This is a genomic window from Pseudomonas sp. TWI628 (assembly GCF_039673865.1).
Taxonomy (GTDB): domain Bacteria; phylum Pseudomonadota; class Gammaproteobacteria; order Pseudomonadales; family Pseudomonadaceae; genus Aquipseudomonas.
In genome coordinates this window covers 91049-117445 of the sequence record NZ_JBDJMM010000004.1, presented here as the reverse complement: position 1 = coordinate 117445, position 26397 = coordinate 91049, and the positions used below count along the sequence as shown (strand labels likewise).

Below are 26397 nucleotides of genomic sequence, written 5' to 3'. Positions count from 1 at the left end.
AGGACTGCCCATGCGTATTCTGATCGCCAACGTCAACACCACCGAAGCCATCACCGAAGCCATCGCCGAGCAGGCGCGCAGCGTCGCCGCGCCCGGCACGCAAATCATCGGCCTGACCCCCTGGTTCGGCGCCGAGTCGGTGGAGGGCAATTTCGAGAGTTACCTGGCCGCCATCGCCGTGATGGACCGCGTACTGGCCTACGACGGCCCTTACGATGCGGTAATCCAGGCCGGCTACGGCGAGCATGGCCGCGAAGGCCTGCAGGAGCTGCTCAACGTGCCGGTGGTGGACATCACCGATGCCGCCGCCAGCACCGCCATGTACCTGGGCCACGCCTATTCGGTGGTGACCACCCTGGACCGCACCGTGCCGCTGATCGAAGACCGCCTGAAGCTGTCTGGCTTGTATGACCGTTGTGCCTCGGTACGGGCCAGTGGCCTGGCTGTGCTGGAGCTGGAAGAAGACCCGCAACGCGCCGTGGAGGCGATCGTCGAGCAGGCCGAGCGTGCCGTGCGCGATGACAAGGCCGAGGTGATCTGCCTGGGCTGTGGCGGCATGGCCGGGCTGGATGAGCAGATCCGCCAGCGCACCGGGGTGCCGGTGGTCGATGGGGTGAGCGCGGCGGTGACCATTGCCGAGTCGCTGGTGCGGATGGGGCTTAGCACCTCCAAGGTGCGCACCTATGCGACTCCGCGGGCGAAGAAAGTGCTGGGCTGGCCGATGAAGTTCGGGCGGTAACACGGCTTCGCCTGGCCCGCCATTGGTAACAGCGGATCAGGTCGGGCAGCTATGGGCACCGCCGTTGAGGCCTTGGCGGACGTTGCGGCTGAGCAGGCTGGCCTTGCCGTCGTGCCAGGTCAGGGTGAGGACGTAGAGGGTGTCGAAATCGTCGCCGCTCCAGTCTTCGGTAATCACCCGCTCATCGCCCAACGCCTTGCCGGCGACGGAGTTGATCAATTCGGGCAGATAGCCGTGGGACCAGGCGGTATAGACCGTGGCATTGCGGTACTTCTCGCTGACCAGTTCATCGGCGAGTTCGTCGGTGTCGTTGGCAGCAAAGTCGATGTTGACCGGCAAACCCAGGCGAATGGCGCTGGGGGTGATGGTCATCAGCGGACGGATGTAGCTGTAGCTCTGGTCCTGGCTGCCTTCCTCGACATGCCGCGAGGGGTTGGCCGCGAACACGTAATCCGCCTTGCCGAAGCGCTCCGGCAGCAAGGTGGCCAGGTCCAGAGCGCGATTGAGCCCCTGGCAATTCAGTTGCCCCAAGCCTTCACCGGGCTTTTCGGCATGGCGCAGGAATACCAGCGTCTGGGTGCCGTCGACCGGTTGAGCGCGGCTTTCGACCACTTCCAATGCCAGCGGCACAGCCGCGGCGACGAGGGCCAGGCTGAGCATCAGGTGGCGGCGACGTCGAATGAAAGATGGCAACTTCATGTGGGCAGGCTCTTGTGGCAAAAGGTATCTGGGTACCCGCCACATTGCCCCGCGGCCCATGCCGCAGGGCATCCGTGTTAGTGATTGCCATCCTTGGCAACGAGCAGGACTCAGAGTGTCCTCAACCCGTTTGGTTCCTCCCTGAGTGTGGATGCCGTTCCCTAGGCAAGGATTACGTTAGAGCAGGCGTGTTGCGGAATTATGTCGAGTGCGAATCGGTGATGACCACATCGAAGACCTGCTCGATCACCTGTTTCGGCCCCTGGTTCAGACTCCAGGTAAAGAACACAAGAAACCCGAGCAAGAAGACGAAGAGAACCGAGCCCACGAGACTCTGAGCAACGCCCAACCAAAATCCAGGCTTGGCATTTCTGATTTCGTTGCTGGCCTTTTCGGAGTAGTAGCGATCGAGTTCAGCAGCCTGGGTGGCAATCGATGCGTCCAGGAACCCCTGAACAAGCTGGCTCGCCTGATTGCGATAGCTTTCCAGCTGTGTGGGGCTGTTACTGACATCATGAAACGGAGCCAGATCAATGTCTTTTGGCTCTCTGTCATGCTTGACTTTGAAGGACTGGATGAACTCAATTTTCTGTCGTTTGTATAACGAGTAAGCAATGATCCCGAGGGTATCCTGGTCACTCTCAACTAGGACCGAGTAAATGTGGTTGTAACAGCCATCGGCCATGGGGCTGTTACTCCTTGCGTAAGCGACCATGTGCGCTTTCAAATGCAGCATTCAGCTCCGAACGGGTTTTTCTGGTGCTGGTTATGATGCCTGTAAGCTCCCGTGGCAAAGGGATTTCCATTCGGCCGCCCGAGGCCACCAGCAGAGCGTTCGCTTCGCGGATAACCTTCGAGGAAAAATGCGATTTCATGGGCATGCCACCCTCTTGACTCGTTAAGAGCTGCAAGGGTAGCCGTCTGCCGAAAGCACCACAATCAGATGTAAGCCTACAGAACGTGTAGTCCTTTTCTGCCCCCTGTAGGACGCGAACCAGTCAATCATCCCGCGTCAGCACTTCCAGCAATTCAATCTCGAACGTAAGGTCCGAATTCGGCGGAATCGCCCCCACGCTGCGCTCGCCATACCCCAGGTGCGCCGGAACCTGCAGCTTGCGCTTGCCTCCCACGCGCATGCCCATCAGCCCCTGGTCCCAGCCTTTGATGACACGCCCGGTGCCAATCACACACTGGAAGGGTTTGCCGCGCGACCACGACGAGTCGAACTCGCTGCCGTCGGCCAGCCAGCCGGTGTACTGGGTGGTGATCAGGGCGCCTTTGACGGCGGCCTTACCGTCGCCTTCGACGAGGTCGGTGATCTGTAGTTCGCTGCTCATGGGCATGCTCCAACGCTGAAATTCAAGGGCGCCCTTTTCTCAGGAATGCACCGGTTTGGCAAGTTCGCGTGGTGTGCCGTGCTGATGCATCGACCACAGCACGCCGCCGATCACCAGAATGATTGCCGCCGCTTCCAGCAGGCTCGGCCCAGCCTGCATTCCCGTCGAAAGTGGCTCAGCCGAACTGTTCGAACGCCTGCTCGCCGGTCAGCTCCTTGGTCTGATTGGCGAAGCAGTACCAGGCAGGTTTCTGCTCGACGAAGATCTGCAGGTCGAAATCCCAGGCCTCGTCGCCGTCCAGCAGGCCTACCGGGACCGCATAGTGGTCCTTGTCCTTGAGCCGGTAATACAGGTGCGTGCCGCAACGGCTGCAAAATCCACGCTGGGCCCACTCGGACGAGTCGTAGACTGCCGGCGCCCGCCCCTCGAAGACCGGTGCCTGGCTGCAATCCACGACCAGCAGCGGGCCGCCGGTCCATTTACGGCACATGCTGCAATGGCAGGCGCTGATGTGGGTATTGTCGACTGTGGCGCGCAGGCGGGTTTCACCGCAGAGGCAGCTGCCGCTTTTTTCCAGGGTCATGGTGGGGCTCCTTGCAGGTTGGGCCAGCAAGTATAGATCGGGCTCCATGCCACTGAGCCCGCAGCCCCACCCGCGCGATCAGATGAACACGCTGCCGCGCAGGTACAGCGCCGCACGCCCACTGATGATCACCCGGCCATTGCCAGGCACTTCACAGTGCAGTTGCCCCTTGCGCGCCCCGCCCTGCTCGCAGCTCAGCGACGACTTGCCCAGCCGCTCGGCCCACAACGGCGCCAGAGAGGTATGCGCAGAGCCGGTAACCGGGTCTTCATTGACGCCAACCCGAGGGCCGAACCAGCGGGTGACGAAGTCGAAGCCACGGCCAGCAGCGGTAACCGCGATGCCACGCACGTCGAATGCCGACAAGGCGACAAAATCGGGCTTCAGCGGGGCCAGCAGTGCTACATCATCGACCATCACCACATAGTCGTCGGAGCGGTAGACCGCCCTGGCAGCGTTAAGGCCCAGCGCTTCCAGCAACCCGGCCGGCACGTCCACGGCTCGCGGTTGCTTGGCCGGGAAATCCATGGCCAGCAGGCCGTCCGTGCCACGGCTGACCCGCAGTTCGCCACTGCGGGTGTTGAAGCGCAGCACTTCGGCTTGCTCGCCCAGCTGTTCGAACAGCACGTAGGCCGAGGCCAGCGTGGCGTGGCCGCACAGGTCGACTTCGACGGTGGGGGTGAACCAGCGCAGGTCGAAGGTTTCGCCATTGCGTACGCAGTAGGCTGTTTCCGACAGGTTGTTCTCTTCGGCGATGCGTTGCAGCACATCGTCCGGCAGCCAGCTTTGCAGGGGGATCACCGCTGCCGGGTTGCCACCAAAGGGTTCGGCGGAAAAGGCATCGACCTGGAAGATTTCGAGTTGCATCAAACGCTCCTTGTGATCCGGGCAATGCCGGGGTATTGAAAGGGTTATGCGCGGACCGGGGTGAGCACCGGCTGGCCGGCGAAGAAGGCTTGCAGGTTACCCAGCACCAGGGTCACGGTGTCACGTGCGGCCTCGGGCGACTGGCCGGCCACATGAGGCGTGAGCACCGTGTTGCCGAGGGCCTTGAGGGCATCTGGCACGGCGGGTTCGTCGTCGAACACATCGAGCGCGGCGCCGGCAAGCCGGCCTTGTTCAAGGGCTGATACCAGCGCCTGGGTGTCGACCACGCTGGCCCGGGCGATATTCACCAGGTAACCCTCCGCGCCCAGCGCCTCAAGCACCTGGGCATCGACCAGATGGCGGGTATTGGCGCCACCAGGGGTGGCAACGACCAGGATGTCAACGGCAGCGGCCAGCTGCAACGGGCTGTCGTACCAGGTGTAAGGCACGTCCGTTCGCGGGGTGCGGCTGTGATAGCTGATGTTCATGTCGAAGCCCAGGCTGGCACGCTTGGCGATGGCCTGGCCAACCGCGCCGAGGCCCAGCAGGCCCAGGCGCTTGCCACTGACCGACGGGCTGATCACCCGGTTCCACTCGCCACGACGGGTGCTGGCGTCTGCGCGAGGAATGTCGCGCAGCAGCGCCAGCAGCATGGCCAGGGTGTGGTCGGCAACTGCCGCAGCATTGGCGCCGGCGCCATTGGTGACAGTGATGCCACGGGCGGCAGCGGCGGCCAGGTCGACCTGCTCGTAGCCAGCACCGATCACGCAGATGATCTGCAGCTTGGGCAAGGCGGCGATTTCAGCGGCGGTCAGGCCCAACGGGCCACGGGTCAGCACGGCATCGATCTCGCCAGCATGGCGAAGGATGGCGTCGGCGCGCATTTGTGGGGATGGGGCACGGATCAGGCGGTAGCCGGCCTGTTCGAGTAATGGCAGATAATCGTCGACGGTTTCTACCAGTACCAGGACTGTCTTGCTCATGCCACCTCCTTGATTATCAGAGGGGCATTATGCGGAGTCACCAGCCAGTACAGTCAACTGAAATATCCAGCTAAAACTGTACTGTACCGGCACAAGGATTACTGCCCGTAGGCGCGCCCCAACCCACCCGGCACACCACTGCTGTCGGTCTCCTGCCATGGCCCATCCGGGTTCAGCGACCAGCTCCAGCCGTTGTCATAACGGTAATAGGTACGCTGCCGGTAAAAGACATTGGTCTTGTTCTCCAACACATATACCCCGAGCTTCGGATCCCAATGGCTGGCGCCACCCGGCGGTGGCGCGAAGCTGGCGGAGGTGCGTGGCATCGGCTTGGGAATGGCCGCTGGCTTGCTCGGCTGCGTCGATGGCTGCCCGCCCGGCAACGGCTTTACCGCAGGCCCCTGGTGCGGTGGCACGGTCTCGATGGGAGGCGACGGCTGCTCATACGGCTGCTGCGAGGTACAGGCGGACAAACCCAGGGCCAGGGTAATCAGGGTCAGGCGGACGGCGCTATGCATGGCGTTGCTCTCTTACTGGTCTGGGCTGTCGATGGTCAGGTGCTGGGTGGCCTGGGTGGTATTGGCCAAAGGCGCGCCCTGGCCGATCCATTCGCCGCGGGTCGGCTGGCCGGCGCGGGATACACGTGCAACCAGTTGGACTTCGGCGAACTGGGACAGTTTCATCTGCGGCAGCATAGCGTCAGCGTCGGACAATTCCACTTCCAACGGCAATTGCGCCACGGTGACCCGCTTTGCCGCCAGCGGCATGGGCGGGCCGTTGCTGGCTCGGGCAAAGATGAACACGGTGTCGTCAGGCTTGACCTTGTCCTTGAGCGCCGCCGCCAGCTCCACCCGCACCTTCAGCCGGGCTGCCGCAGTAGCCTGCGGTTTCGCGCCGCTGCCCAGGCGCTCTGCCGCGCGGTCGATGCCGCCTTGCAGCGCCGCCCGCGAGGCATCACCTTCGGGCAGTTGCGCCAGCAGGCGGTTCCAGTAGTCGATGGCTTCCTGGTAGCGCTCGCCCTCGAAGGCAGCGATGCCCCTCAGGCCCAGGCTGGTGACCTCGTTCGGGTCGGCCTTGAGCGCTTCGTCGGTCAGCGCCTGCACCTGCGGGCTCCATTTCTTGTCTGCCGCGAAGTACAGCGCCTGGGCCCACTGGCCCAGCAGCTCGGGCTGGCGACCGGCCAGGGCGACGGCGCGCTCGTAGGCCCGTGCCGCATCAGCTGGGCGCTGCTGGGCCATGTAGGCCCTGCCAAGGAAGTACAGGCCTTCGGCCGAGTCCGGCTGAGCCTCCACGGCACGCTCCAGGCGCGTGGTCATTTCGTCCATGGTCTTCGGTGCGGCGGCGAATTCCTGGGTCAGCTCGACCTTGTCCGCCGCGCCGAAGTGCAGGTACAGCCCCAATGCAAGGGCTGGCACCAGCACTGCCGCCAGCAATGGCAGGGCCTTGCCCAGGTGCCCCTGGCGCGCGGGTTCCGCGCCTTCGGTGTCAGCCAGCAGCTCACGGGCCGCCTCATCGCGGCCCTTGGCCATTTGCGCCTCGTCGAGCACGCCAGCGGCCTGCTGGGCGGCCAGTTCGGCGACGCGCTCCTGGTACAGGGCGACGTTCAGGGCGGTGCGGTCTTCTTCCTGCTGCTGGCGACGGCCACGCAGGATCGGGATCAGCAGAAAGCCGAGGGCAGCGAGCAGCAGCAGGCCCGCGCTAAGCCAGAATTCAGTCATGGGTCTGTTCTTTTTCCAGCAGTTTGGCGAGACGCTCGCGTTCTTCGACGGACAGTTCCTGTGCAACCTGGGTCGCCGGGCCACGGCGGCGGCGGACAATCACCGCCAATACCACGAAGCCACCGGCCAGCAGGATGCCCGGGCCGAACCACAGCAGCCAGGTGCGGCTGCTGAGCGCCGGTTTGTAGCGCACGAAGTCGCCATAGCGATCGACCATGAAGTCGACGATCTGCTGGTTGCTCTTGCCTTCGCCGAGCATGCGGAAAATCTCGCGGCGCAGGTCGGCGGCGATCGGTGCGTTGGAGTCGGCGATGTCCTGGTTCTGGCACTTGGGGCAGCGCAGTTCCTTGGTCAGTTGCTGGTAACGCTCGCGCTCGGCGTCATCGCGGAACTGGTAGGTATCGATGGCCGCCTTGGCCACACCGGCCAGGCTCATGCCCAACACGGCGGCTGCCAGCCAGCGCCTCATGGCTTGGCCTCGTCAACCAGGCCCTGGTACAGCGGCGCCAGTTGCTCGCGCCAGACGTCGGCATCGACGATGCCGACATGCTTGTAGCGGATGATGCCCTTGGCGTCGATGAGGAAGGTTTCCGGCGCGCCATACACGCCCAGGTCCAGCCCCAGGCTGCCCTGCTCGTCACGGATATCCAGCTGGTACGGGTTGTGGAATTCGGCCAGCCACTTCTGCGCGGCAGCGTTGTCGTCCTTGTAGTTGATGCCGTGAATCACCACGCCCTGCTGGGCCAGCTGGTTCAGGTACGGGTGCTCGACCTTGCACGACGGGCACCAGGTGGCCCACACGTTGACCAACGCCGGCCGGCCGTGCAGGTCGGCCTGGGTCAGGTTGCGGTCACCCTGGGTCGATGCCAGGGCGAACGCCGGGAACGGCTTGCCGATCATCGCCGATGGCAGCTCGTCGGGCTTGAGGAACAGCCCCTTGTAGAGGAAAACCGCCATCAGCAGGAATACCGCCAGTGGCACGACCATGATCCAACGCTTCATGCAACAGCTCCAGACACGCCCAGGGCCTCGCGCACCTGGGTCTTGACCTTGACGCGATAACGCCGGTCGAACGCCGCCAGCAACCCGCCCAGGCCGGTCAGCAGACCGCCCAGCCAGATCCAGCGGACGTAAGGCTTGATATGCACGCGCACCGCCCAGGCGCCGTTTTCCAGCGGCTCACCCAGGGCAACGTACAGGTCGCGGGTGAAACCGGCATCGATGCCGGCCTCGGTCATCATCGACTGCTGCACGGTGTACAGGCGCTTTTCCGGATGCAGGGTGGTCACTTCACGGCCGTCGCGGGTGACCACGATGGTGCCCTTGTCGGAGATGAAGTTCGGCCCCTCGAAGTGCTTGGCGCCCTCGAACAGGAAGTGATAACCGCCCAGCTCGACGCTCTCGCCCGGCGCCATGCGCAGGTCGCGCTCGGCGCTGTTGTTGCTCGACAGCACCACGCCCAGGGCACACACCGCCAGGCCCAGGTGCGCCAGCTGCATGCCCCAGTAGCTGCGGGTCAGGCCGCGCACGCCCTTGGCCAGGCCTTTGTGGCGGGTCTTGTCGACGATGTCGCGCAGGCCGCCGAGCACCACCCAGGCCGCCAGGGCGAAGGCGCTCAGCACCGGCCAGTCGAGATCGTCGACGATGAAGCCGGCAACCGGCGCCAGCACCGCGCTGCCGATCAGCACCGGGGTCATCATGTTCGCCAGCCATTTGCCGGGGGTGTCTTTCCAGCGCACCACCACACCCACGCTCAGCACCACCATCAGCAGCGCCATCAGCGGCAGGAACAGGGCATCGAAGTAAGGTGGGCCGACCGACAGCTTGGCCCCGGTCAGGGCATCGAGCACCAGCGGGTACAACGTACCCAGCAGGATCATCGAAGCCGCCACCACCAGGATCAGGTTGTTGGCCAGCAGCAGGGTTTCACGCGACCACAGAGCGAAGCCGACCTGGCTCTTGACCACCGGGGCGCGCAGGGCGAACAGGGTCAGCGAGCCACCGACCACGAACAGCAGGAAGATCAGGATGAACACGCCACGCGCAGGGTCGGCAGCGAACGCGTGCACCGAGGTCAGCACACCGGAGCGGACCAGGAAGGTGCCCAGCAGGCTCAACGAGAACGCGGCAATCGCCAGCAGCACGGTCCAGCTCTTGAACACCCCGCGTTTTTCCGTCACCGCCAGCGAGTGGATCAGCGCGGTACCCACCAGCCACGGCATGAACGAGGCGTTCTCCACCGGGTCCCAGAACCACCAGCCGCCCCAGCCCAGTTCGTAGTAGGCCCACCACGAGCCCAGGGTGATACCCACGCCGAGGAAGGCCCAGGCGACGATGGTCCAGGGCCGCGACCAGCGCGCCCAGGCCGCGTCCAGGCGCCCGCCAAGCAGCGCGGCAATGGCAAAGGCGAAGGCCACCGAGAAGCCTACATAGCCCATGTACAGCATCGGTGGGTGGACGATCAGGCCGAAGTCCTGCAGCAATGGATTGAGGTCACGGCCGTCGGTTGGCACCTGCGGCAGCAGGCGCTGGAACGGGTTGGAGGTGATGATCAGGAAGCTCAGGAAGCCGACGCTGATCATGCCCATCACCGCCAGCACACGGGCCAGCATCACCTGCGGCAACTGGCGCGAGAAGATCGACACGGCGAAGGTCCAGCCGCCGAGGATCAGTGCCCACAACAGCAACGAACCTTCGTGGGCGCCCCACACTGCACTGAACTTGTAGTACCACGGCAAGGCGCTGTTGGAGTTGCTGGCCACGTAGGCGACCGAGAAATTGTCGGTCATGAAGGCGTGGGTCAGGCAGGCAAAGGCGAAGGCCAGAAAGGTGAACTGGCCCCACGCTGCCGGGCGCGCCAGGCTCATCCACAGGCTGTCACCACGCCAGGCACCAAGCAGCGGCACCGTGGCCTGCACGGCAGCGAAGCAGATCGCCAGGATCATCGCCAGCTGGCCGAGTTCGGGGATCACCAGTGCCGCGTTCATGGCTTGGCCTCCGCACCGCGGGCCGCCTGGCCGCTTTCCTTCAGGGCCTTGGTGACCTCCGGTGGCATGTACTTCTCGTCGTGCTTGGCCAGCACTTCGTCGGCCACCACCACGCCGTCGCCGTTGAGCTTGCCGAGGGCAACGATGCCCTGCCCTTCACGGAACAGGTCCGGCAGGATGCCGCGGTAGGTGATGGGCACGGACTTGTTGAAGTCGGTGACCACGAAACGCACATCGAGCGAATCGGAGGAACGCTGCACCGAGCCCTTCTCGACCATGCCACCGGCGCGGATGCGCGTGTCCAGCGGCGCTTCGCCGTTGGCGATCTGGGTCGGTGTGTAGAACAGGTTGATGTTCTGCTGCAGGGCGCTCAAGGCAAAGCCGACGGCAACCGCAACCCCGGCCAGCAGGCCGAGGATAATGAACAGGCGTTTCTTGCGCTGCGGATTCACTGGTTGTTCTCCCGGCGCAAACGGCGCGCCTCATCTTGCAGGTAGCGACGGCGGGCCAACAACGGTGTGGCGACATTCAGCGCCAACACCGCCAGGCAGATGCCATAAGCCGACCAGACATACAGGGCATGGTGGCCCATGGCGAGAAAATCGCCGAAGGAAGCGAAACTCATCGCACGGCCCTCCGCCCCAGGCTGTTCATCACTTCATCCTTGACCCAACTGGCGCGGGCCTCGCGCTTGAGCACCTCAAGGCGCATGCGCAGCAGCAGCACGGCACCGAAGAAGCAGTAGAAGCCCAGCGCCGTGCACAACAGCGGCAGCCACATCTCGGCCGGCATCGCCGGTTTTTCGGTGAGGGTGAAGGTGGCGCCCTGGTGCAGGGTATTCCACCACTCCACCGAGTACTTGATGATCGGGATGTTGATCACGCCGACGATGGCCAGCACCGCGCAGGCCTTGGCCGCGCTGTCGCGGTTGCTGATGGCCTGGCCCAGGGCAATGATGCCGAAGTACAGGAACAGCAGGATCAGCATCGAGGTCAGCCGTGCGTCCCAGACCCACCAGCTGCCCCAGGTCGGCTTGCCCCAGATGGCCCCGGTGACCAGCGCCACGGCGGTCATCCAGGCGCCGATGGGCGCTGCGCATTGCAGGGCGACATCGGCCAGTTTCATCTTCCACACCAGCCCCACCACGCCGGCCACCGCCAGCAGCACATAGCAGGACTGCGCCAGCATCGCCGCCGGCACATGGATATAGATGATGCGGAAGCTATTGCCCTGCTGGTAGTCCTCGGGGGCGAAAGCCAGGCCCCAGACCACGCCGGTGACCAGCAGCAGCACGGCGGAAACGGCCAGCCATGGCAGCATGCGGCCGCTGATGGCATAGAACCATTTCGGCGAACCCAGTTTGTGGAACCACGTCCAGCTAATTTTCATCAGGTACATCCAGGGTATTAGCCGGGCTTGAGAGCCCGGGACTCGTTATTCACCGACGCTGATCTTCAGGCCGGCCGCTATCGCAAAGGGCGCCAGGGTGACGGCCAGGGCTGTCAGGCTGGCGAGCCAGAGCAGATGGCCGGTCGCAGGCATATTCTGCAATGCCGCCTGCAACGCACCACTGCCCAGGATCAATACAGGGATATACAACGGCAGAATCAGCAGCGCCAGTAACAAACCACCACGCTTGAGACCGACCGTCAGCGCAGCGCCAACCGCGCCCAGCAAGCTCAACACCGGCGTGCCCAGCAGCAGTGAGCCGAGCAGCACCGGCAGGCAATGGCTGGGCAAGCCCAGCATCAGCGCCAGCAATGGCGCCAACAATACCAGCGCCAGCCCGGAAAAGATCCAGTGTGCCAGCACCTTGGCCAGCACCAGCATGGCCAGCGGGTGCGGTGACAGCACCCACTGCTCCAGCGAACCGTCCTCGAAATCGCTGCGGAACAGGCCGTCGAGCGACAGCAGCACGGCCAGCAAGGCCGCGACCCAGACCAGTCCAGGCGACAAGGTTTGCAACAATTGGCTTTCCGGGCCAACCGCCAGCGGGAACAGCGCCACGACGATGGCGAAGAACACCAGCGGGTTGGCCAGCTCCGCCGGGCGGCGGAACAGCAGGCGCGCTTCACGGCGCAGCAACAGAATGAATACGCTCATGCCGCCCATTGCCCCAGATTGAGTTCCCGGTAGCCGGACGGCTTGCGCTCCAGCGTGTGGTGCGTGGTCAGCACCACCGTGCCGCCTTGTTCGCAGTGGGTGGCCAAATGCGCTTCGAGCTGGGCCACGCCTTGCTTGTCGAGGGCGGTGAAGGGTTCGTCGAGGATCCACAGCGGCGGGCTGTCCAGGTGCAGCCGGGCCAGGGCCACGCGGCGCTGCTGGCCGGCCGACAGGGTATGGCAGGGAACATCTTCGAAGCCGCGCAGGCCGACCGCCGCCAGCGCCGCCCAGATCGCTTCGGCGGTGGCCGGCTGATGCAGGGCGCAAAGCCAGGTGAGGTTCTCCTCAGCCGTGAGCAGGTCCTTGATGCCAGCCGCGTGGCCGATCCACAGCAGGATGCTGGCCAGGGCATGGCGCTGTTCGCCAAGCGGCTGGCCACCCAGCAGGATCTGCCCGGCAGTAGGCTGCATCAGCCCGGCCAACAGGCGCAGCAGGCTGGTTTTGCCACTGCCGTTGGGGCCGCTGATCTGCAGCATGTCGCCGGGGCGCAGCTCGAAATCGAGGTGCTCGAACAACAGGCGCCAGTCGCGCTCGCAGGCCAGGCCCACGGCTTGGAGGTGAAGGGTCACGGATTCGCCTTATCTAGATGCTTCTCAAGTCGCCCACCTCGCTGCCGTTATACTGGCAGTGACAGGCGGCAGGCATTATTACATGTGCTGCCACGCTGCCAAGAGGGCGGGCTCCACAGGTTGTATACAATCATGACTGAAATCAATAGTCTCGGCGCACAAACCGCCATCAATCCCCAGGCGCTCAAGGCACAGCTGACCGGTGAACTGCTCAACCTGACCCAGGCGCAGCCGGGCCTGCTCAAACCGGGCGAGACCGCTCAGGCCGAAGTGCTGACGATGCGCCAGAGCGGCAGTACCTTCCAGCTGGTGCTGCAAGTGATTCAGGCCAGCGGCAGCCAGACCCAGGTCCAGGCCACTGCCAACCAGCCGATCCCGCAAGGCAGCCAGTTCACCGTCAGCCAGCCGGAAAGCAATCGTCTGGCCGTGATGGTGCAGCAAGCCAGCGCCAGCAATATCGCCACCCTCACCCAACTGGACACCAGCAAGGTGCCGGTCGGCACCCTGCTGCAGGGCAAGGTCCTGACCAACCAGCCTCTGCCCCAAGCGGCGGGCGAAGCGGCCAGCTTCCGCTCACTGGTCAGCCTGCTCAACACCGCCCAGGCCGGCGCCACGCTGGCCATCGACAGCCCGCGCCCGCTGCCGATCGGCAGCCTGCTCAGCGCCCTGGTGCAAGGCGATCAGTCGCTGCGTTTCGTGCCGCTCAGCGGGCGCCAGGAGCAATTGAACATCGCCCAGCAGTTGCTTGCCCAGCAAGGCCGTCAGGCCTCCTTGCCTGGCCTGCTCAGTGCGTTGCAGCAGCTTGCCAACAGCCCGAGCAGCGACGGCGAACTGCGCAGCACCGCCAACAGCCTGCTGGCCAACCTGCCGGATGCCCGCCAGCTCAGTGACGGCAAAACCCTCGCCCAGGCCCTGAACAACAGCGGTGCCTTCCTTGAGGCCAAACTGCTCGGCGGCCTTGGCGCCAGCGTGGTCACCGACCTCAAGGCGCAGCTGGTGAGGTTGGTGGCGCAGGCTTCGATGGCCGCGCCAAACAGCCCGGTGATCGCCACCACGCCCCTGATGCAAGTGCTGCCGGCCATGGCCCGTGGTGCATTGGGCATGCTCGACCGGGTCGGCCCGAGGACGCTACCCGGCGCATTCCCGCTGCCCTCCCGGCTGTTGCAAGCAATGGAGAACGAAGGCGACCTGCAACAACTGCTGCGCCTGGCCGCCGCCGCCATCTCGCGCCTGCAGAGCCACGCCCTGAGCAGCCTGCAGCAATCCGGCACGCTGGATAACGGCAACCTGCAGACCACCTGGCAAACCGAAGTGCCGATCCGCCATGGCCAGGAGTTCATTCCCTTGCAAGTGAAGCTGCAGCGCGAAGAAACCCCGGAGCAGCAGGCCGAGCGCCAGCAGCGCGAACAGCAAGCCCCTTTGCAGGCCCTGTGGCGGATCGACCTGGCGTTCGACCTGGCGCCACTGGGCCCTTTGCAGGTCCAGGCACAACTGAACCAGGAGCGCTTGTCCGGCCAACTGTGGGCCGAGCGCGAACAGACCGCCCGGCTGATCGGCAGCCAGCTCGGCGAACTGCGCGAGCGCCTGCTTGCCCGTGGCCTGGAAGTCGGCGACCTGGAATGCCACCTCGGCATCCCGCCACAGGGCCCGCGCACGCGGGTGGAACAGCGCTGGGTGGATGAAACCGCATGATCGACAAGCAACCGCGCCAGGCCATCGCCCTGAACTACGACGGCCAGCAGGCCCCCACACTGACCGCCAAGGGTGACGACGAGCTGGCCGAGGCGATTCTGGCCCTGGCCCGCGAGCACGAAGTGCCGATCTACGAAAACGCCGAGCTGGTGCGGTTGCTGGCGCGACTTGAACTGGGTGAGCAGATCCCCGAAGCGCTGTACCTGACCATTGCCGAGATCATCGCCTTTGCCTGGCAATTGCGCGGCAAGGTGCCGGTCGGCTTCAACGACGAGCCACCTGGCGAACGCGATATCACCCCCGACCTGCTGCACCTGCCGCCTGGCCGGGTTCGCTAGATATCTACCACCGTTAGCCGGTCACCACGTAGCAGCCTTGCCAGCTCCTCCGCAAGCAAGGCCATACCTATGTCCGGTAACATCAATGCCAGCGGCGTGCAGTACGTCCGCGACCATCTGAGCAACCTCCCGCGCCCGGATCGCGAAGCCAACCGCCTGATTCGCGCATGGCTCGCGCAACGTGGCTTCGACCTGGACCCGCGACAGATCGACGTGGTGACGCTGCACTACCGCGCCGATGGCGAGGGTGGCCACCTGGCCGCCGTCACCCAACGACAAGACCTGGTCCAGGCCCTGCTGGGCAACTGGCAGGGCGAGTCGAACAACGATCTGTTCGGTACGCTGATTGCCGGGCCTTGGGCCGGCACCCTGCCCACAGGGTCGATTCGACTCGTCGAAACCCTCCCCGCCCCCGGGTTCAATCACTATGGTGCCGAGCATTCCGTGTTCAACGGCTTGTTCAGGCGCACCGAGCCGACCCGTTATGACACCTCGACACACCTGCCGATCAGCGCCGAGGCATTCCAGCAGTTCATCGAGCAACTGGACTTCCAGGCGCCGTTCAGGGCCATGCTCGACAGCTACTGGGGCAGTCATCTAAAGAGCTATCGGTTGTCCTGCAAGCTCAGTTTCGTCACCGCCTGCAACCTTCAGGTCGAGCACGGCAGCCTCAGCGATGCCGGGCGCCAACTGGCCTGGCGCGCCGCCGATCTGCTGCCCAGAGGCAAAGGCCTGCGCCTGAGCACCCTGAGCATCTATGGCTACGCGGCAACCGACCTGCTGTACATCAACGACGCCAGCACCGACCTGACGCTGCTCTACGCCCCGGGCAACAGCGCACCGCTACTGGAGTTCACCAGCGAAACGCTACTCAAGGACTGGGTCGGCCAGCAATGCAAGGACCCCGCCCGGCGCCAGGCACTCAGGCAGCACTTCAGATTGGCCGATGGCCCTCAGGGCCTGGACTTCAGTGGCCTGGACACCGCACTGGAGGGTTTGGCCGAATACCCGCACAGCCATCGCCTGCCGCCGGAACACGGCTTTTTCAACGACGATGGCGTCTGGTCACCCCAGACTTATGTGAACTACCGGCCGGGCAAGTACAACCCCAGGATTACCGGTGACCTGTTCCAGGCGCTGGCCGAGCGGCAACGCCAGCGCAGCTACGACGATGCCGACTTCATCATCACCGCCGACAGCGAGATCACCAAGGCACGCTGGCGCGGCTACCTGGCCACCACACTCAATCTGGTGGCACCGCTGAGCCTGGTGGTGCCGGGCCTGGCACCGCTGCTTGCCCTGGGTGGCATTGCCCAGCTCGGCCTTGGCCTGGACCAGGCAATCAACGGCAAGCACCTGCAGGACAAACAGGACGGTGTCGCCAATATCACCTGGGGCCTGCTCAACGCCCTGCCCCTGATCGTGCATGGCGCAGCCAGGGGCAAAGTGCTCTTCACCACCAAAAGCGAGCGTTTCGTAACGCCCAGCCGCATCAACGAGCAGTACGGCTACCCGTTGAGCCCGCTGATGGCACCGCACCTGCCGGACATCGATGTGGCGCCTTACTTCCACATCCATGACCCAATCGCGCCCTTGCCAGGCGGTGACCAGGCGATTGCCGATTCGGTGATCCGCGTCCCTCGTTACGACGGCGGCCCGGACTTGCTCAACACAGCCATCGACGGCTACCAAGCCCAAGTGATCTACGACATGGAGGCGGACGTATTCATCAACGATCGCGATATCAATGAGGTCGATCCCGTGGGTTACGTTGCCCGCCCAGGGAGCGCTCACCTGCATCCCCTGGCTACCCCGCGTGCAGTCGACGATGCCATGCGTATTAGCAGCCTGCGCGCCCTGGGCGTCGAGTTGCCGTTACCGGTCGAACTGCCTGGCCTGACGCCGCAGAGCACGCCGATACCCAGGCAGATCAGCTGCCTGTGGGTGGGCGACCGGGTGATCAGCCAGAGCCTGATCAATAACCTGGCCAACAATGCCGCGCGCCTGGCCGACAGTGACTACGGCATACGCCTGTTCCTGTCCAACGCAGCGCCCACCGCCTACGCCGAGAACCTGCGCTTGCTCACCGAGCAGGCGCCAGGCCTGCAGGTACTGCCGCTTGAGGAACAGCCGTTCTTCCGCGATTTCCGCCTGGGCCCCTACCATGCGCAGTATCAGGCAGCCCTGGACGGCAACGGCGGTGTGGCCAGCAACTTCTCCTCGGCGTCGGACGTGCTGCGCTATCCGATGTTGCACCATGAAGGGGGGTTGTACATGGATGTCGACGATACCTTGCTGGCACCCGGCGAGCCCGGCGAGCACATCGATCAGGTGCCTCTGCTCGCCATGCCGGATGGCCTGCTGTTGGCACCGCCCCAGTCCAATGAAGCGCTCAGCATGAATTGCCTCTACAACACCAGCTTCATCGGCAGCCACCCTGGCAACCCGACATTGCTGGCGATCTCCGAGGAAATGCGTACCCGCTACCTGAACGAGGCGGACTTCTACGACCACCGGCCGAGCCGGCGCGAGGATCCGCAAGGCTTCTACCACTATGCCAGCCGCCTCAGCCGGCTCACCGGGCCCGCGCTGCTCACTGCGGTGGTCGACCAGCACCTGCCGGCCTTGCGCACCTTGCGCCAGGTCACCAACCTCTATTCCCTACCGCGCATCAACTCCTGGCAGTTCATCAACCTGGAGCATTACCAGACGGCGCTGCATGACCTGCTGCCGCTGAACCGCTTCGCCCGGGTCGGCAGCTTCAACTCCTGGGCGCGCCCCTGACCCTCGGGATGAAAAAAGGCGACCCTGGGGTCGCCTTCTTCGTCACTCGCCGCGATGCAGCTTGCTCATCAACTCTGCCTCGGCCTGGGTCAGGCCGCAGGTTTCGGTGAGCTCGGCCACGCTGGCGCCCATGCCCACCAGCTTGGCGGCCTGGGTGAAGGTCACGCTGTTGGGGTCGCGCTGCTCCAGCTGCTGGAGCTTTTCCGGTAGCGGCGCCACGGTTGCACGCAGCTCATGGATAGCCTCACCCATGCGCACGGTACCGTTCTGGTAGTCGTCCAGGCGCTTGGCCAGGTCCTTGATGCGCTGGTCGCGCAGGGCGTCGCCCACGGCCTGCTGCGCCGCCAGTTCGCGCTGGCGCTTGCTGTAGTTGAGGAAGAACCACAGGCTCAGGGCCCACAGCAGCGCCAGCAAGATTACCGCCACCTCGAAGATCAACTCAGATGTTCTCCAGCTCAGACCATTCTTCCTCGGTCATCATCTTGTCCAGCTCGACCAGGATCAGCAGTTCGCCGTTCTTGTTGCACACGCCCTGGATGAACTTGGCCGACTCTTCGTTACCCACGTTCGGCGCCGTTTCGATTTCCGACTGACGCAGGTACACCACCTCGGCGACGCTGTCGACCAGGATGCCGACCACTTGCTTGTCCGCCTCGATGATGACGATACGGGTGTTGTCGGTCACGTCCGACGGCATCAGGCCGAAGCGCTGGCGGGTGTCGATCACCGTCACCACGTTGCCACGCAGGTTGATGATGCCCAGCACGTAGCTTGGCGCGCCCGGCACCGGAGCGATCTCGGTGTAGCGCAGCACTTCCTGCACCTGCATGACGTTGATGCCGTAGGACTCGTTGTCCAGACGGAAGGTTACCCACTGCAGGATCGGATCTTCAGAACCTTGCGCAGACGACTTTTTCATTCCCCTAGCCCTCTAAATCCGCTGTTGGCGGTTGTGTTCGGTGTCATTTCTGTTTGGCATGCAACTGCTTGACTGCGCCGCTGGCGATCAGCTCGGCCAGTTCGGCGACGTCGAGCAGTGCACACATGTGTTCGATGACCGTGCCGGCCAGCCACGGGCGCTGGCCACGCTGGCTGCGCCACTTGATCTCGGCCGGGTCCAGGCGCAGCGAGCGGCTGACCTGATGCACCGCCAGGCCCCATTCGTAGCCCTGCACGGAAATTACGTAATTCAGGCCCTGGCGGAAGTCGTCGCGGTAGCGGTCGGGCATGACCCAGCGCGCGGTATCCAGCACCTTGAGGTTGCCGGCCTGGCAGGTCAGGATGCCGAGGAACCAGTCCGGCTGGCCGAACAGCGGCGTCAGTTCCTGGCCTTCCAGGCTGTAGATCGAGCCCAGGCACACCAGCGGCACTGCCAGGGTCAGCCCGGCAACGTCGAACAGCAAGCACTCGAACGGCTCGGCAGCCCAGGCCGGGCGGCCATCGACGCTGGCCGGCGGTGTCGGAACGTCAGCCATGCTGGCCGCTGGCAGGTGTACCTCCACCAACGGTGCAACCGGTTCCGGCGTCGGTACTTGGGTCAGGACCGGGATGCTGGCTTCGGCCACCACTTCAGTCTCGACCACCGCCACCACCGGTGGCTCGACCGGCAGCACGGCGGGCAGCACCTTCACCTGCGGCTCGGCGAAAGGCCTGGCTGCGGGTGCCAGCTGGTGAGCGTCGCGCGCCTGCTCTTCACGCACGGCTGCGGCAAATTCGTCGTTCGGCGTGGATGCCATGGCCGGCGCATGCAGGTCGAGGATGTCCTCGGCCTCGGTAGCCTCCTGCAACAACCCATCAAGGTACGACTGCAGGGCCAGTTGCGGCTTGGTGCCGACAGGCCGGTTCATGACGCCACCTGCGCGACCGGCTTGTAGGTCAGCATATGCTTGAGCAGTGCCCGGTAGGCAATCACCCCACGGCTCTTGCCATCGAACTGCGACGGCGTGACGCCGTTGCGGCTGGCATCGCGCAGGCGCGTGTCGACCGGGATGTAACCCTGCCACACCTGGTGTTCATAGGTATCGCGCAGCACCTTCAGCGTGCCCAGTGAGGCCTGGGTACGGCGGTCGAACAGGGTCGGCACGATCTGGTAAGGCAAGGCCTGCTTGCGCGAACGATTGACCATGGCCAGGGTGCCGATCATGCGCTCCAGGCCCTTCACTGCAAGAAACTCGGTTTGCACCGGAATCACCAACTGCTGGCTGGCCGCCAGGGCGTTGACCATCAGCACGCCAAGCAATGGCGGGCTATCGATCAGGGCAAAGTCGAAATCCTGCCACAACTGCGCCAGACTCTTGGCGATCACCAGCCCCAGGCCACTCTGCCCTGGCGACTGGCGCTCCAGTACCGCCAGCGCAGTGCTCGAAGGCAGCAGCGAGATACGCTCATCGCTGGTCGGCAACAGCAGTTGCCCCGGCAGGCCCTCGGGCACGCTGCCCTTGTGCAGGAACAGGTCGTAGCAGCTGTGCTCCAGGGCATCCGGGTTGTGCCCGAAATAGCTGGTCATCGAGCCATGCGGGTCGAGGTCGACGACGACCACGCGCTTGCCCGCCTCGGCCAGCAGGCCGGCCAGGGCGATGGTGGTCGTGGTCTTGCCCACGCCACCTTTTTGATTGGCTACTGCCCAGACTCTCATAGGACAACTCTTGTCTCATTGGTGTCGCCGGCACCCACAGGGCATGCGGTGACGGAGAATTGACGGCTCACTTGGCCGTCGTCGCTGCTGGGGTTGGCGGTGCACTTTGTGTGCCAGCACGGCGCAGCGCTGCATCCGGGGTGGCATTGGCACTGCCCGAGCCTGTCAGGCTGCGGCGCACTTCGAGGTTACGGGAAATCACCAGCACCACCCGACGATTGCGCGCACGCCCTTCGGCCGTGTCGTTGCTGACCACCGGTTGGTACTCGCCATAGCCCACCGAGGCCATGCGCGCCGGGTTTACCCCTTCCATGGCCAGCAGGCGCACGATGCTCGCCGCCCGCGCCGCCGACAGCTCCCAGTTGGTCGGGTACTGCGCCGTGCGGATCGGCAGGTTGTCGGTGAAGCCCTCGACATGCACCGGGTTGGCGAACGGCTTGAGGATGTTGCCGACTTTCTCGATGATGGCGAACGCCTGGTCGCTGGGCATGGCATCGCCACTGCCGAACAGCAAGGACGAGTTCAGCTCGATCTCCACCCACAGCTCGTTGCCGCGCACGGTCATCTGGTCAGACTTGATCAGGTCGCCGAAGGCATCGCGTACGTCGTCGCTGATGGTCTTCAGCGGGTCGACGCTGGTCTGCGCCAGGCCCGCATCGATCTGCTCGCTGTCCTTGATCAAGGGCTCTGCCGGTTTCACGCTGAGCGGCTGCTCATCGCCGATCGGGATCGGCTTCATGCTCCGCTCAGGGTCGTTGAACACCCCGAGCAGCGCTTGCGAGATGACCTTGTACTTGCCCTCGTTGATCGAGGAGATCGAATACATGACCACGAAGAAGGCGAACAGCAAGGTGATGAAGTCGGCGTACGACACCAGCCAGCGTTCGTGATTCTCGTGCTCCTCGGTATGACGGCGACGGCGCATGGCTTACTCCATGAAGCCTTGCAGCTTCAACTCGATCGAGCGCGGGTTCTCACCCTCGGCTATCGACAGCAGGCCTTCGAGCAGCATCTCGCGGTAGCGCGACTGGCGCAGGACGATGGCCTTGAGCTTGTTGGCGATCGGCAGCAGGATCAGGTTGGCACTGGCCACACCGTAGATGGTGGCGACGAAGGCCACGGCAATGCCGTTGCCCAGTTGCGACGGGTCGGCCAGGTTGCCCATGACGTGGATCAGGCCCATGACCGCACCAATGATACCGATGGTCGGGGCGTAGCCGCCCATGCTCTCGAACACCTTGGCGGCCTGGATGTCGCGGCTTTCCTGGGTCAGGAAATCGACTTCGAGGATGCTGCGGATCGATTCCGGTTCGGCGCCATCGACCAGCAGTTGCAGGCCCTTGCGGGCGTATGGGTCGGGTTCGGCATCGGCCACGCCTTCCAGGCCAAGCAGGCCTTCCTTGCGCGCCGTCAGGCTCCAGTTGACCACCCGATCGATACCCCCGGCCAGGTCGACCCGCGGCGGGAAGAAGATCCAGCGCAGGATCTGCAGCGCTCGCTTGAACGCCGACAGCGGCGACTGCAGCAATGCCGCCGCCAGGGTGCCACCGAGCACGATCAAGCCGGCCGGCCCATTGAGCAAGGCACCGACGTGGCCACCTTCAAGGAAGTTGCCGCCAACGATGGCGACGAACGCCAGGATCAGGCCAATCAGGCTGAGCACATCCATCAGACACACGCCTCGACCAGGTGTTTGCCGATTTCATCCAGGCTGTACACCGCGTCAGCCAGGTTGGCTTTGACGATGGCCATGGGCATGCCGTAGATCACACAGCTGGCCTCATCCTGGGCCCACACGGTACTGCCGCCCTGCTTGAGCAGGCGCGCGCCTTCACGGCCGTCGGCGCCCATGCCGGTGAGCACCACCGACAGCACCTTGTCACCGTAGGACTTGGCCGCCGAGCCGAAGGTGATATCCACGCACGGCTTGTAGTTCAGGCGCTCGTCGCCCGGCAGGATCTTCACCGTGCCACGGCCGTCGATCATCATCTGCTTGCCGCCAGGGGCCAGCAGCGCCAGGCCCGGGCGCAGCATGTCGCCGTCCTCGGCTTCCTTGACGCTGATCTTGCACAGCTTGTCGAGGCGTTCGGCAAAGGCCTTGGTGAAGGCGGCGGGCATGTGCTGGATCAGCACGATCGGCGCCGGGAAGCTCGCCGGCAGTTGGGTCAGCACCCGCTGCAGGGCCACCGGGCCGCCGGTGGAGGTACCGATCGCCACCAGCTTGTAAGGCTTGCGCTTGGGCGCCGGGGCATGCGTTGCGGCCGGTGCCGCCGCGCGAGCAGGCGCGGCAGGGCGTACCGGCGCGGCGCTGGCCAGGCTGCTGGCGGCTGCATGGCTGCTGGCCGGCGCAGGTGCGGTGACCGGCGCGTGGCTGGTGTAGCCGCCGAAACGGCGGTTGCTGCGCGAGATGGTGTGCACCTTCTCGCACAGCAGCTGCTTGACCTTCTCCGGGTTGCGCGAGATGTCTTCGAAGTTCTTCGGCAGGTAATCCACCGCACCGGCATCCAGCGCGTCGAGGGTGACACGGGCGCCTTCATGGGTCAGCGAGGAGAACATCAATACCGGCGTCGGGCAGCGCTGCATGATGTGCCGCACGGCAGTGATGCCATCCATCATGGGCATTTCGTAGTCCATGGTGATGACATCGGGTTTGAGCGCCAGTGCCTGGTCGATCGCTTCCCTGCCGTTGGTCGCGGTGCCGACCACCTGGATCGTCGGGTCCGCCGAGAGGATTTCCGAAACGCGGCGGCGGAAGAAACCGGAATCATCCACCACCAGGACCTTGACTGCCATAAACACTCCATTAGGCGACGCAACCCACCAGGGTGCGCCGCCGAAAATCAGATACGCCGTGCCGCGTAACGCTTGAGCATGCTCGGCACGTCGAGAATCAGCGCGATGCGGCCGTCACCGGTGATGGTGGCGCCAGACATGCCCGGGGTGCCCTGCAGCATCTTGCCCAGCGGCTTGATCACCACCTCTTCCTGGCCCACCAGCTGGTCGACCACGAAGCCGATACGCTGGGTACCGACCGAAAGGATCACCACATGGCCCTCATGCTGCTCCTCGTGCACCTGGCCCTGAACCAGCCAGCGCTTGAGGTAGAACAGCGGCAGCGCCTTGTCGCGCACGATCACCACTTCCTGGCCGTCGACCACGTTGGTGCGCGACAGGTCGAGGTGGAAGATCTCGTTGACGTTGACCAGCGGGAAAGCGAATGCCTGGTTGCCCAGCATCACCATCAGGGTCGGCATGATCGCCAGGGTCAGCGGCACCTTGATGACGATCTTCGAACCCTGGCCCTTGGCCGAGAAGATGTTGATCGAGCCGTTGAGCTGGGAAATCTTGGTCTTCACCACGTCCATGCCGACGCCGCGGCCGGACACGTCGGAAATCTCGGTCTTGGTCGAGAAGCCCGGGGCGAAGATCAGGTTGTAGCAGTCCGACTCGCTCAGGCGATCGGCCGCGTCCTTGTCCATCAGGCCCTTTTCCACGGCCTTGGCGCGCAGGATGCTCGGGTCCATGCCCTTGCCGTCGTCGGAGATCGACAGCAGGATGTGGTCACCTTCCTGCTCGGCCGACAGCACCACGCGGCCGGTGCGGGCCTTGCCGGAAGCTTCACGCTCGTCCGGCATCTCGACACCGTGGTCGACGGCATTGCGCACCAGGTGCACCAACGGGTCGGCCAGGGCCTCGACGAGGTTCTTGTCGAGGTCGGTCTCTTCACCGACCAACTCCAGGTTGATCTCTTTCTTCAACTGCCGAGCCAGGTCGCGGACCAGGCGCGGGAAGCGGCCGAAGACCTTCTTGATCGGCTGCATGCGGGTTTTCATCACCGCAGTCTGCAAGTCGGCGGTGACCACGTCGAGGTTGGACACGGCCTTGGACATGGCCTCGTCGCCGCTGTTCAGGCCCAGGCGCACCAGGCGGTTACGCACCAGCACCAGTTCGCCGACCATGTTCATGATCTCGTCCAGGCGCGCAGTGTCGACGCGCACGGTGGTTTCCGCTTCGCTGGCATGCTTTTCCGCGGCCGGGGCCGGAGTACGGGCTGGCGCTGCGGGCTTGGCGGCGGCCGGCACAGCGGCAGCCGGGGCTGCTGCGGGCCTGGCGACCGGTTTGCTCTCAGCCACGGCCGCAACCGGCGCTGCCACGGCGGCAGGTGCTTCGCCAGCAACGGCTTCACCAGTGAACTTGCCCTTGCCGTGCAACTGGTCGAGCAATGCTTCAAACTCGTGCTCAGAGATCTCGTCACTGCTGGCGGGTGCGACAACGCTTTGCACTGCAGCGCTGGCCGCCGGCAAGGCATCGGCCTGGAAGGTGCCCTTGCCGTGCAACTGGTCCAGCAACGACTCGAATTCTTCGTCGGTGATCTCGTCGCTCACCGGCGCGCTGGCATCGGCCAGCGCTTCGACGGCGGCCACTTCGGGCGAGAACTGGCCCTTGCCATGCAGCTGGTCGAGCAGCGATTCGAACTCGGCGTCGGTGATGTCGTCACCCGCGCCGCCCAGGGTCTCGCCCTGCATCTGCGCTTGGGCAGCGGCCGCTTCGGCCTTGACTGCATCGAGTGAGTCGAGCAGCTGTTCGAACTCGGTGTCGGTGATGTCCGCCTCGGCGGCCACAGGCTCCGGCGCGGCCTCGACAACGGCTGCCGGGGCATCGGCGCTGGCAGGTTCGGCCAGGCGCGACAGGGCTGCCAGCAGCTCCGGCGTAGCCGCGGTCACTTCAGTGCGCTCACGCACCTGGCCGAACATGCTGTTGACCGTATCCAGTGCCTCAAGCACCACGTCCATCAGTTCCGCGTCGACCCGGCGCTCACCTTTGCGCAGGATGTCGAACACGTTCTCGGCGATGTGGCAGCACTCCACCAGCTCGTTCAGCTGAAGGAAGCCGGCGCCCCCTTTTACAGTGTGGAAACCGCGAAAGATCGCATTGAGCAGGTCGGCATCGTCGGGCCGGCTTTCCAGCTCGACCAGTTGCTCGGACAGTTGCTCAAGAATTTCGCCGGCTTCTACCAGGAAATCCTGAAGGATTTCTTCATCGGCGCCGAAGCTCATTAAACGTGCTCCTTAAAAACCCAGGCTGGACAGCAGATCGTCGACGTCGTCCTGACCGGACACAACGTCTTCACGCTTATCGGCATGAATCTGCGGACCTTCACCCCGAGTCGGATGTTTTTCTTGATCTTTTTCAGCGCGCAGCTGCTGGTGGTCATGTTCGATACCGGCAAAACGGTCGACCTGACTGGCCATCAGCACGAGCTTGAGCAGATTGCTTTCTACTTCGGTGACCAACGCAGTGACGCGCTTGATCACCTGGCCGGTCAGGTCCTGATAGTCCTGAGCCAGCAGAATGTCATTGAGGTGGCCGGCGACCTTGCGGTTACCCTCGGCGCTGTGCGTCAGGAAACTGTCGACGCGCTTGACCAGCTCGCGAAACTCCGGCGCTGCGACTTCGCGGCGCATGAAGCGCTGCCAGTCGACGCTCAGGCCTTGCGCCTCGGCTGCCAGGTCGTTGAGCACCGGGGTGCTCTCCTCCACCAGGTCCATGGTGCGGTTGGCGGCACCCTCGGTGAGCTTGACCACGTAGGACAGGCGCTCGGTGGCATCGGTAATCTGCGAGACTTCCTCGGCCTGCGGCATCTGCGGGTCGATCTGGAAGCTGACGATCGCGCTGTGCAGTTCACGCGTGAGCTTGCCGACTTCCTGGTACAGGCCACGGTCGCGGGTCTGGTTGAGCTGATGAATCAGCTGCACCGCCTCACCGAAACGCCCCCGTTCCAGGCTCTCGACCAGTTCCTCGGCATGTTTCTTCAGGGTCGACTCGAACTCCCCCAAAGACGTCTGTGTTGATTCCATGGCGCCCCCCTGACGTGACTCAGCCGTTGACGCGTTCGAAGATCTTCTCGATCTTTTCTTTGAGCACCTGGGCGGTGAACGGCTTGACCACATAGCCATTGACGCCGGCCTGGGCCGCTTCGATGATCTGGTCGCGCTTGGCTTCGGCGGTCACCATCAGCACCGGCATGGTCTTCAGGCGATCGTGGGCACGCACCTTGCGCAGCAAATCGATACCGGACATGCCCGGCATGTTCCAGTCGGTCACCAGGAAGTCGTAATGGCCGCTTTCGAGCATCGGCAGCGCGGTAGTGCCGTCGTCGGCTTCATCGGTGTTGGTGAAGCCCAGGTCACGCAACAGGTTCTTGATGATCCGCCGCATCGTCGAAAAGTCGTCAACGATGAGGATTTTCATGTCTTTGTTCAAGTAGACCTCCAAGCAGTCTCAAACGCGCTCGGCCCCGAG

General features: G+C 64.3%; 31 protein-coding genes. 4 read left to right on the top strand and 27 right to left on the bottom strand.

Annotation, left to right across the window (positions count from 1 at the left end; all coding sequences use genetic code 11):
• Positions 1 to 10 precede the first annotated feature (10 nt).
• Complete coding sequence (locus ABE528_RS04520) at positions 11 to 739, top strand: aspartate/glutamate racemase family protein (protein WP_346652320.1); 729 nt, start codon at positions 11 to 13, stop codon at positions 737 to 739.
• Positions 740 to 775: 36 nt separating this feature from the next.
• Here ABE528_RS04520 and ABE528_RS04515 read toward each other — a convergent pair whose 3' ends face one another.
• The 17 genes from ABE528_RS04515 to ccmA all read right to left on the bottom strand — a co-directional run bounded on the left by ABE528_RS04515 (position 776) and on the right by ccmA (position 12645).
• Entirely contained in the window at positions 776 to 1438 is a 663-nt protein-coding gene (locus ABE528_RS04515; protein WP_346652319.1) for a histidine phosphatase family protein, read from the bottom strand.
• 199 nt (positions 1439 to 1637) lie between these two features.
• The gene (locus ABE528_RS04510) at positions 1638 to 2123 is read right to left on the bottom strand and encodes a hypothetical protein (protein ID WP_152958879.1); all 486 of its coding nucleotides are present in this window, start codon (positions 2121 to 2123) and stop codon (positions 1638 to 1640) included.
• 7 nt (positions 2124 to 2130) lie between these two features.
• A complete protein-coding gene (locus ABE528_RS04505; RefSeq protein WP_152958878.1) occupies positions 2131 to 2319 on the bottom strand; it encodes a hypothetical protein in 189 nt (62 codons plus the stop codon).
• A 117-nt stretch (positions 2320 to 2436) separates the two neighbouring features.
• The gene (locus ABE528_RS04500; protein ID WP_012315472.1) at positions 2437 to 2775 is read right to left on the bottom strand and encodes an FKBP-type peptidyl-prolyl cis-trans isomerase; all 339 of its coding nucleotides are present in this window, start codon (positions 2773 to 2775) and stop codon (positions 2437 to 2439) included.
• 175 nt (positions 2776 to 2950) lie between these two features.
• On the bottom strand, positions 2951 to 3358 hold the full coding sequence (locus ABE528_RS04495) for a GFA family protein (RefSeq protein WP_346652318.1): 408 nt from the start codon (positions 3356 to 3358) through the stop codon (positions 2951 to 2953).
• 78 nt (positions 3359 to 3436) lie between these two features.
• Positions 3437 to 4225, bottom strand: a complete 789-nt coding sequence (locus ABE528_RS04490; RefSeq protein WP_152958876.1) for a PhzF family phenazine biosynthesis protein — start codon at positions 4223 to 4225, stop codon at positions 3437 to 3439.
• 44 nt (positions 4226 to 4269) lie between these two features.
• Positions 4270 to 5208 carry a 2-hydroxyacid dehydrogenase gene (locus tag ABE528_RS04485; RefSeq protein ID WP_152958875.1) on the bottom strand — a complete coding sequence of 313 codons (939 nt, stop codon included), beginning with the start codon at positions 5206 to 5208 and terminating at the stop codon, positions 4270 to 4272.
• Positions 5209 to 5306: 98 nt separating this feature from the next.
• Entirely contained in the window at positions 5307 to 5726 is a 420-nt protein-coding gene (locus tag ABE528_RS04480) for a hypothetical protein (RefSeq protein WP_152958874.1), read from the bottom strand.
• Between the two features lie 12 nt (positions 5727 to 5738).
• On the bottom strand, positions 5739 to 6926 hold the full coding sequence (gene ccmI / locus ABE528_RS04475) for a c-type cytochrome biogenesis protein CcmI (protein WP_152958873.1): 1188 nt from the start codon (positions 6924 to 6926) through the stop codon (positions 5739 to 5741).
• Positions 6919 to 7395 carry a cytochrome c-type biogenesis protein gene (locus tag ABE528_RS04470; RefSeq protein WP_152958872.1) on the bottom strand — a complete coding sequence of 159 codons (477 nt, stop codon included), beginning with the start codon at positions 7393 to 7395 and terminating at the stop codon, positions 6919 to 6921. Before ABE528_RS04470 ends, ccmI begins: the two co-directional genes overlap by 8 nt.
• Positions 7392 to 7928: a DsbE family thiol:disulfide interchange protein gene (locus ABE528_RS04465; protein ID WP_152958871.1), complete on the bottom strand. Its 537-nt coding sequence runs from the start codon at positions 7926 to 7928 to the stop codon at positions 7392 to 7394. The genes ABE528_RS04470 and ABE528_RS04465 overlap by 4 nt, the downstream gene beginning before the upstream one ends.
• On the bottom strand, positions 7925 to 9898 hold the full coding sequence (locus tag ABE528_RS04460) for a heme lyase CcmF/NrfE family subunit (protein WP_346652362.1): 1974 nt from the start codon (positions 9896 to 9898) through the stop codon (positions 7925 to 7927). The genes ABE528_RS04465 and ABE528_RS04460 overlap by 4 nt, the downstream gene beginning before the upstream one ends.
• 11 nt (positions 9899 to 9909) lie before the next feature.
• Positions 9910 to 10365 (bottom strand): cytochrome c maturation protein CcmE, encoded by a 456-nt coding sequence (ccmE, locus tag ABE528_RS04455; RefSeq protein ID WP_346652317.1) that lies wholly within the window; start codon positions 10363 to 10365, stop codon positions 9910 to 9912.
• On the bottom strand, positions 10362 to 10538 hold the full coding sequence (gene ccmD, locus ABE528_RS04450; protein WP_152958869.1) for a heme exporter protein CcmD: 177 nt from the start codon (positions 10536 to 10538) through the stop codon (positions 10362 to 10364). The genes ccmE and ccmD overlap by 4 nt, the downstream gene beginning before the upstream one ends.
• Positions 10535 to 11302 carry a heme ABC transporter permease gene (locus ABE528_RS04445; RefSeq protein ID WP_152958868.1) on the bottom strand — a complete coding sequence of 256 codons (768 nt, stop codon included), beginning with the start codon at positions 11300 to 11302 and terminating at the stop codon, positions 10535 to 10537. Before ABE528_RS04445 ends, ccmD begins: the two co-directional genes overlap by 4 nt.
• Before the next feature lie 45 nt (positions 11303 to 11347).
• Positions 11348 to 12016 carry a heme exporter protein CcmB gene (gene ccmB, locus ABE528_RS04440; RefSeq protein WP_008096270.1) on the bottom strand — a complete coding sequence of 223 codons (669 nt, stop codon included), beginning with the start codon at positions 12014 to 12016 and terminating at the stop codon, positions 11348 to 11350.
• Positions 12013 to 12645: a cytochrome c biogenesis heme-transporting ATPase CcmA gene (gene ccmA / locus ABE528_RS04435; RefSeq protein ID WP_346652316.1), complete on the bottom strand. Its 633-nt coding sequence runs from the start codon at positions 12643 to 12645 to the stop codon at positions 12013 to 12015. The genes ccmB and ccmA overlap by 4 nt, the downstream gene beginning before the upstream one ends.
• A 132-nt stretch (positions 12646 to 12777) precedes the next feature.
• Between ccmA and ABE528_RS04430 the strand changes: the two genes are divergently transcribed.
• The 3 genes from ABE528_RS04430 (at position 12778) to ABE528_RS04420 (ending at position 17459) form a co-directional block, all read left to right on the top strand.
• Positions 12778 to 14337: a flagellar hook-length control protein FliK gene (locus ABE528_RS04430; protein ID WP_346652315.1), complete on the top strand. Its 1560-nt coding sequence runs from the start codon at positions 12778 to 12780 to the stop codon at positions 14335 to 14337.
• Entirely contained in the window at positions 14334 to 14675 is a 342-nt protein-coding gene (locus ABE528_RS04425) for an EscU/YscU/HrcU family type III secretion system export apparatus switch protein (RefSeq protein ID WP_152958866.1), read from the top strand. Before ABE528_RS04430 ends, ABE528_RS04425 begins: the two co-directional genes overlap by 4 nt.
• 69 nt (positions 14676 to 14744) lie before the next feature.
• Complete coding sequence (locus tag ABE528_RS04420) at positions 14745 to 17459, top strand: DUF6543 domain-containing protein (protein ID WP_346652314.1); 2715 nt, start codon at positions 14745 to 14747, stop codon at positions 17457 to 17459.
• 42 nt (positions 17460 to 17501) lie between these two features.
• Here the strand turns inward: ABE528_RS04420 and ABE528_RS04415 are convergent, their stop codons facing one another.
• The 10 genes from ABE528_RS04415 to ABE528_RS04370 form a co-directional block, all read right to left on the bottom strand.
• Positions 17502 to 17897, bottom strand: a complete 396-nt coding sequence (locus ABE528_RS04415) for a DUF2802 domain-containing protein (RefSeq protein ID WP_103446511.1) — start codon at positions 17895 to 17897, stop codon at positions 17502 to 17504.
• A gap of 1 nt (position 17898) precedes the next feature.
• A complete protein-coding gene (locus tag ABE528_RS04410; protein WP_016393802.1) occupies positions 17899 to 18378 on the bottom strand; it encodes a chemotaxis protein CheW in 480 nt (159 codons plus the stop codon).
• A 43-nt stretch (positions 18379 to 18421) separates the two neighbouring features.
• Complete coding sequence (locus ABE528_RS04405; RefSeq protein WP_346652313.1) at positions 18422 to 19306, bottom strand: CheW domain-containing protein; 885 nt, start codon at positions 19304 to 19306, stop codon at positions 18422 to 18424.
• Positions 19303 to 20094, bottom strand: a complete 792-nt coding sequence (locus tag ABE528_RS04400) for a ParA family protein (RefSeq protein WP_110636578.1) — start codon at positions 20092 to 20094, stop codon at positions 19303 to 19305. Before ABE528_RS04400 ends, ABE528_RS04405 begins: the two co-directional genes overlap by 4 nt.
• A 67-nt stretch (positions 20095 to 20161) precedes the next feature.
• Positions 20162 to 21019, bottom strand: a complete 858-nt coding sequence (motD, locus tag ABE528_RS04395) for a flagellar motor protein MotD (RefSeq protein WP_346652312.1) — start codon at positions 21017 to 21019, stop codon at positions 20162 to 20164.
• Between the two features lie 3 nt (positions 21020 to 21022).
• Positions 21023 to 21763 (bottom strand): flagellar motor protein, encoded by a 741-nt coding sequence (locus ABE528_RS04390; protein WP_152958862.1) that lies wholly within the window; start codon positions 21761 to 21763, stop codon positions 21023 to 21025.
• A complete protein-coding gene (locus ABE528_RS04385; protein ID WP_346652311.1) occupies positions 21763 to 22887 on the bottom strand; it encodes a chemotaxis response regulator protein-glutamate methylesterase in 1125 nt (374 codons plus the stop codon). Before ABE528_RS04385 ends, ABE528_RS04390 begins: the two co-directional genes overlap by 1 nt.
• A 47-nt stretch (positions 22888 to 22934) precedes the next feature.
• The gene (locus ABE528_RS04380) at positions 22935 to 25151 is read right to left on the bottom strand and encodes a chemotaxis protein CheA (protein WP_152958860.1); all 2217 of its coding nucleotides are present in this window, start codon (positions 25149 to 25151) and stop codon (positions 22935 to 22937) included.
• 12 nt (positions 25152 to 25163) lie between these two features.
• Positions 25164 to 25952 carry a protein phosphatase CheZ gene (locus ABE528_RS04375; protein WP_152958859.1) on the bottom strand — a complete coding sequence of 263 codons (789 nt, stop codon included), beginning with the start codon at positions 25950 to 25952 and terminating at the stop codon, positions 25164 to 25166.
• A gap of 19 nt (positions 25953 to 25971) precedes the next feature.
• Positions 25972 to 26346, bottom strand: a complete 375-nt coding sequence (locus tag ABE528_RS04370; protein ID WP_103446503.1) for a chemotaxis response regulator CheY — start codon at positions 26344 to 26346, stop codon at positions 25972 to 25974.
• Positions 26347 to 26397: the final 51 nt, after the last annotated feature.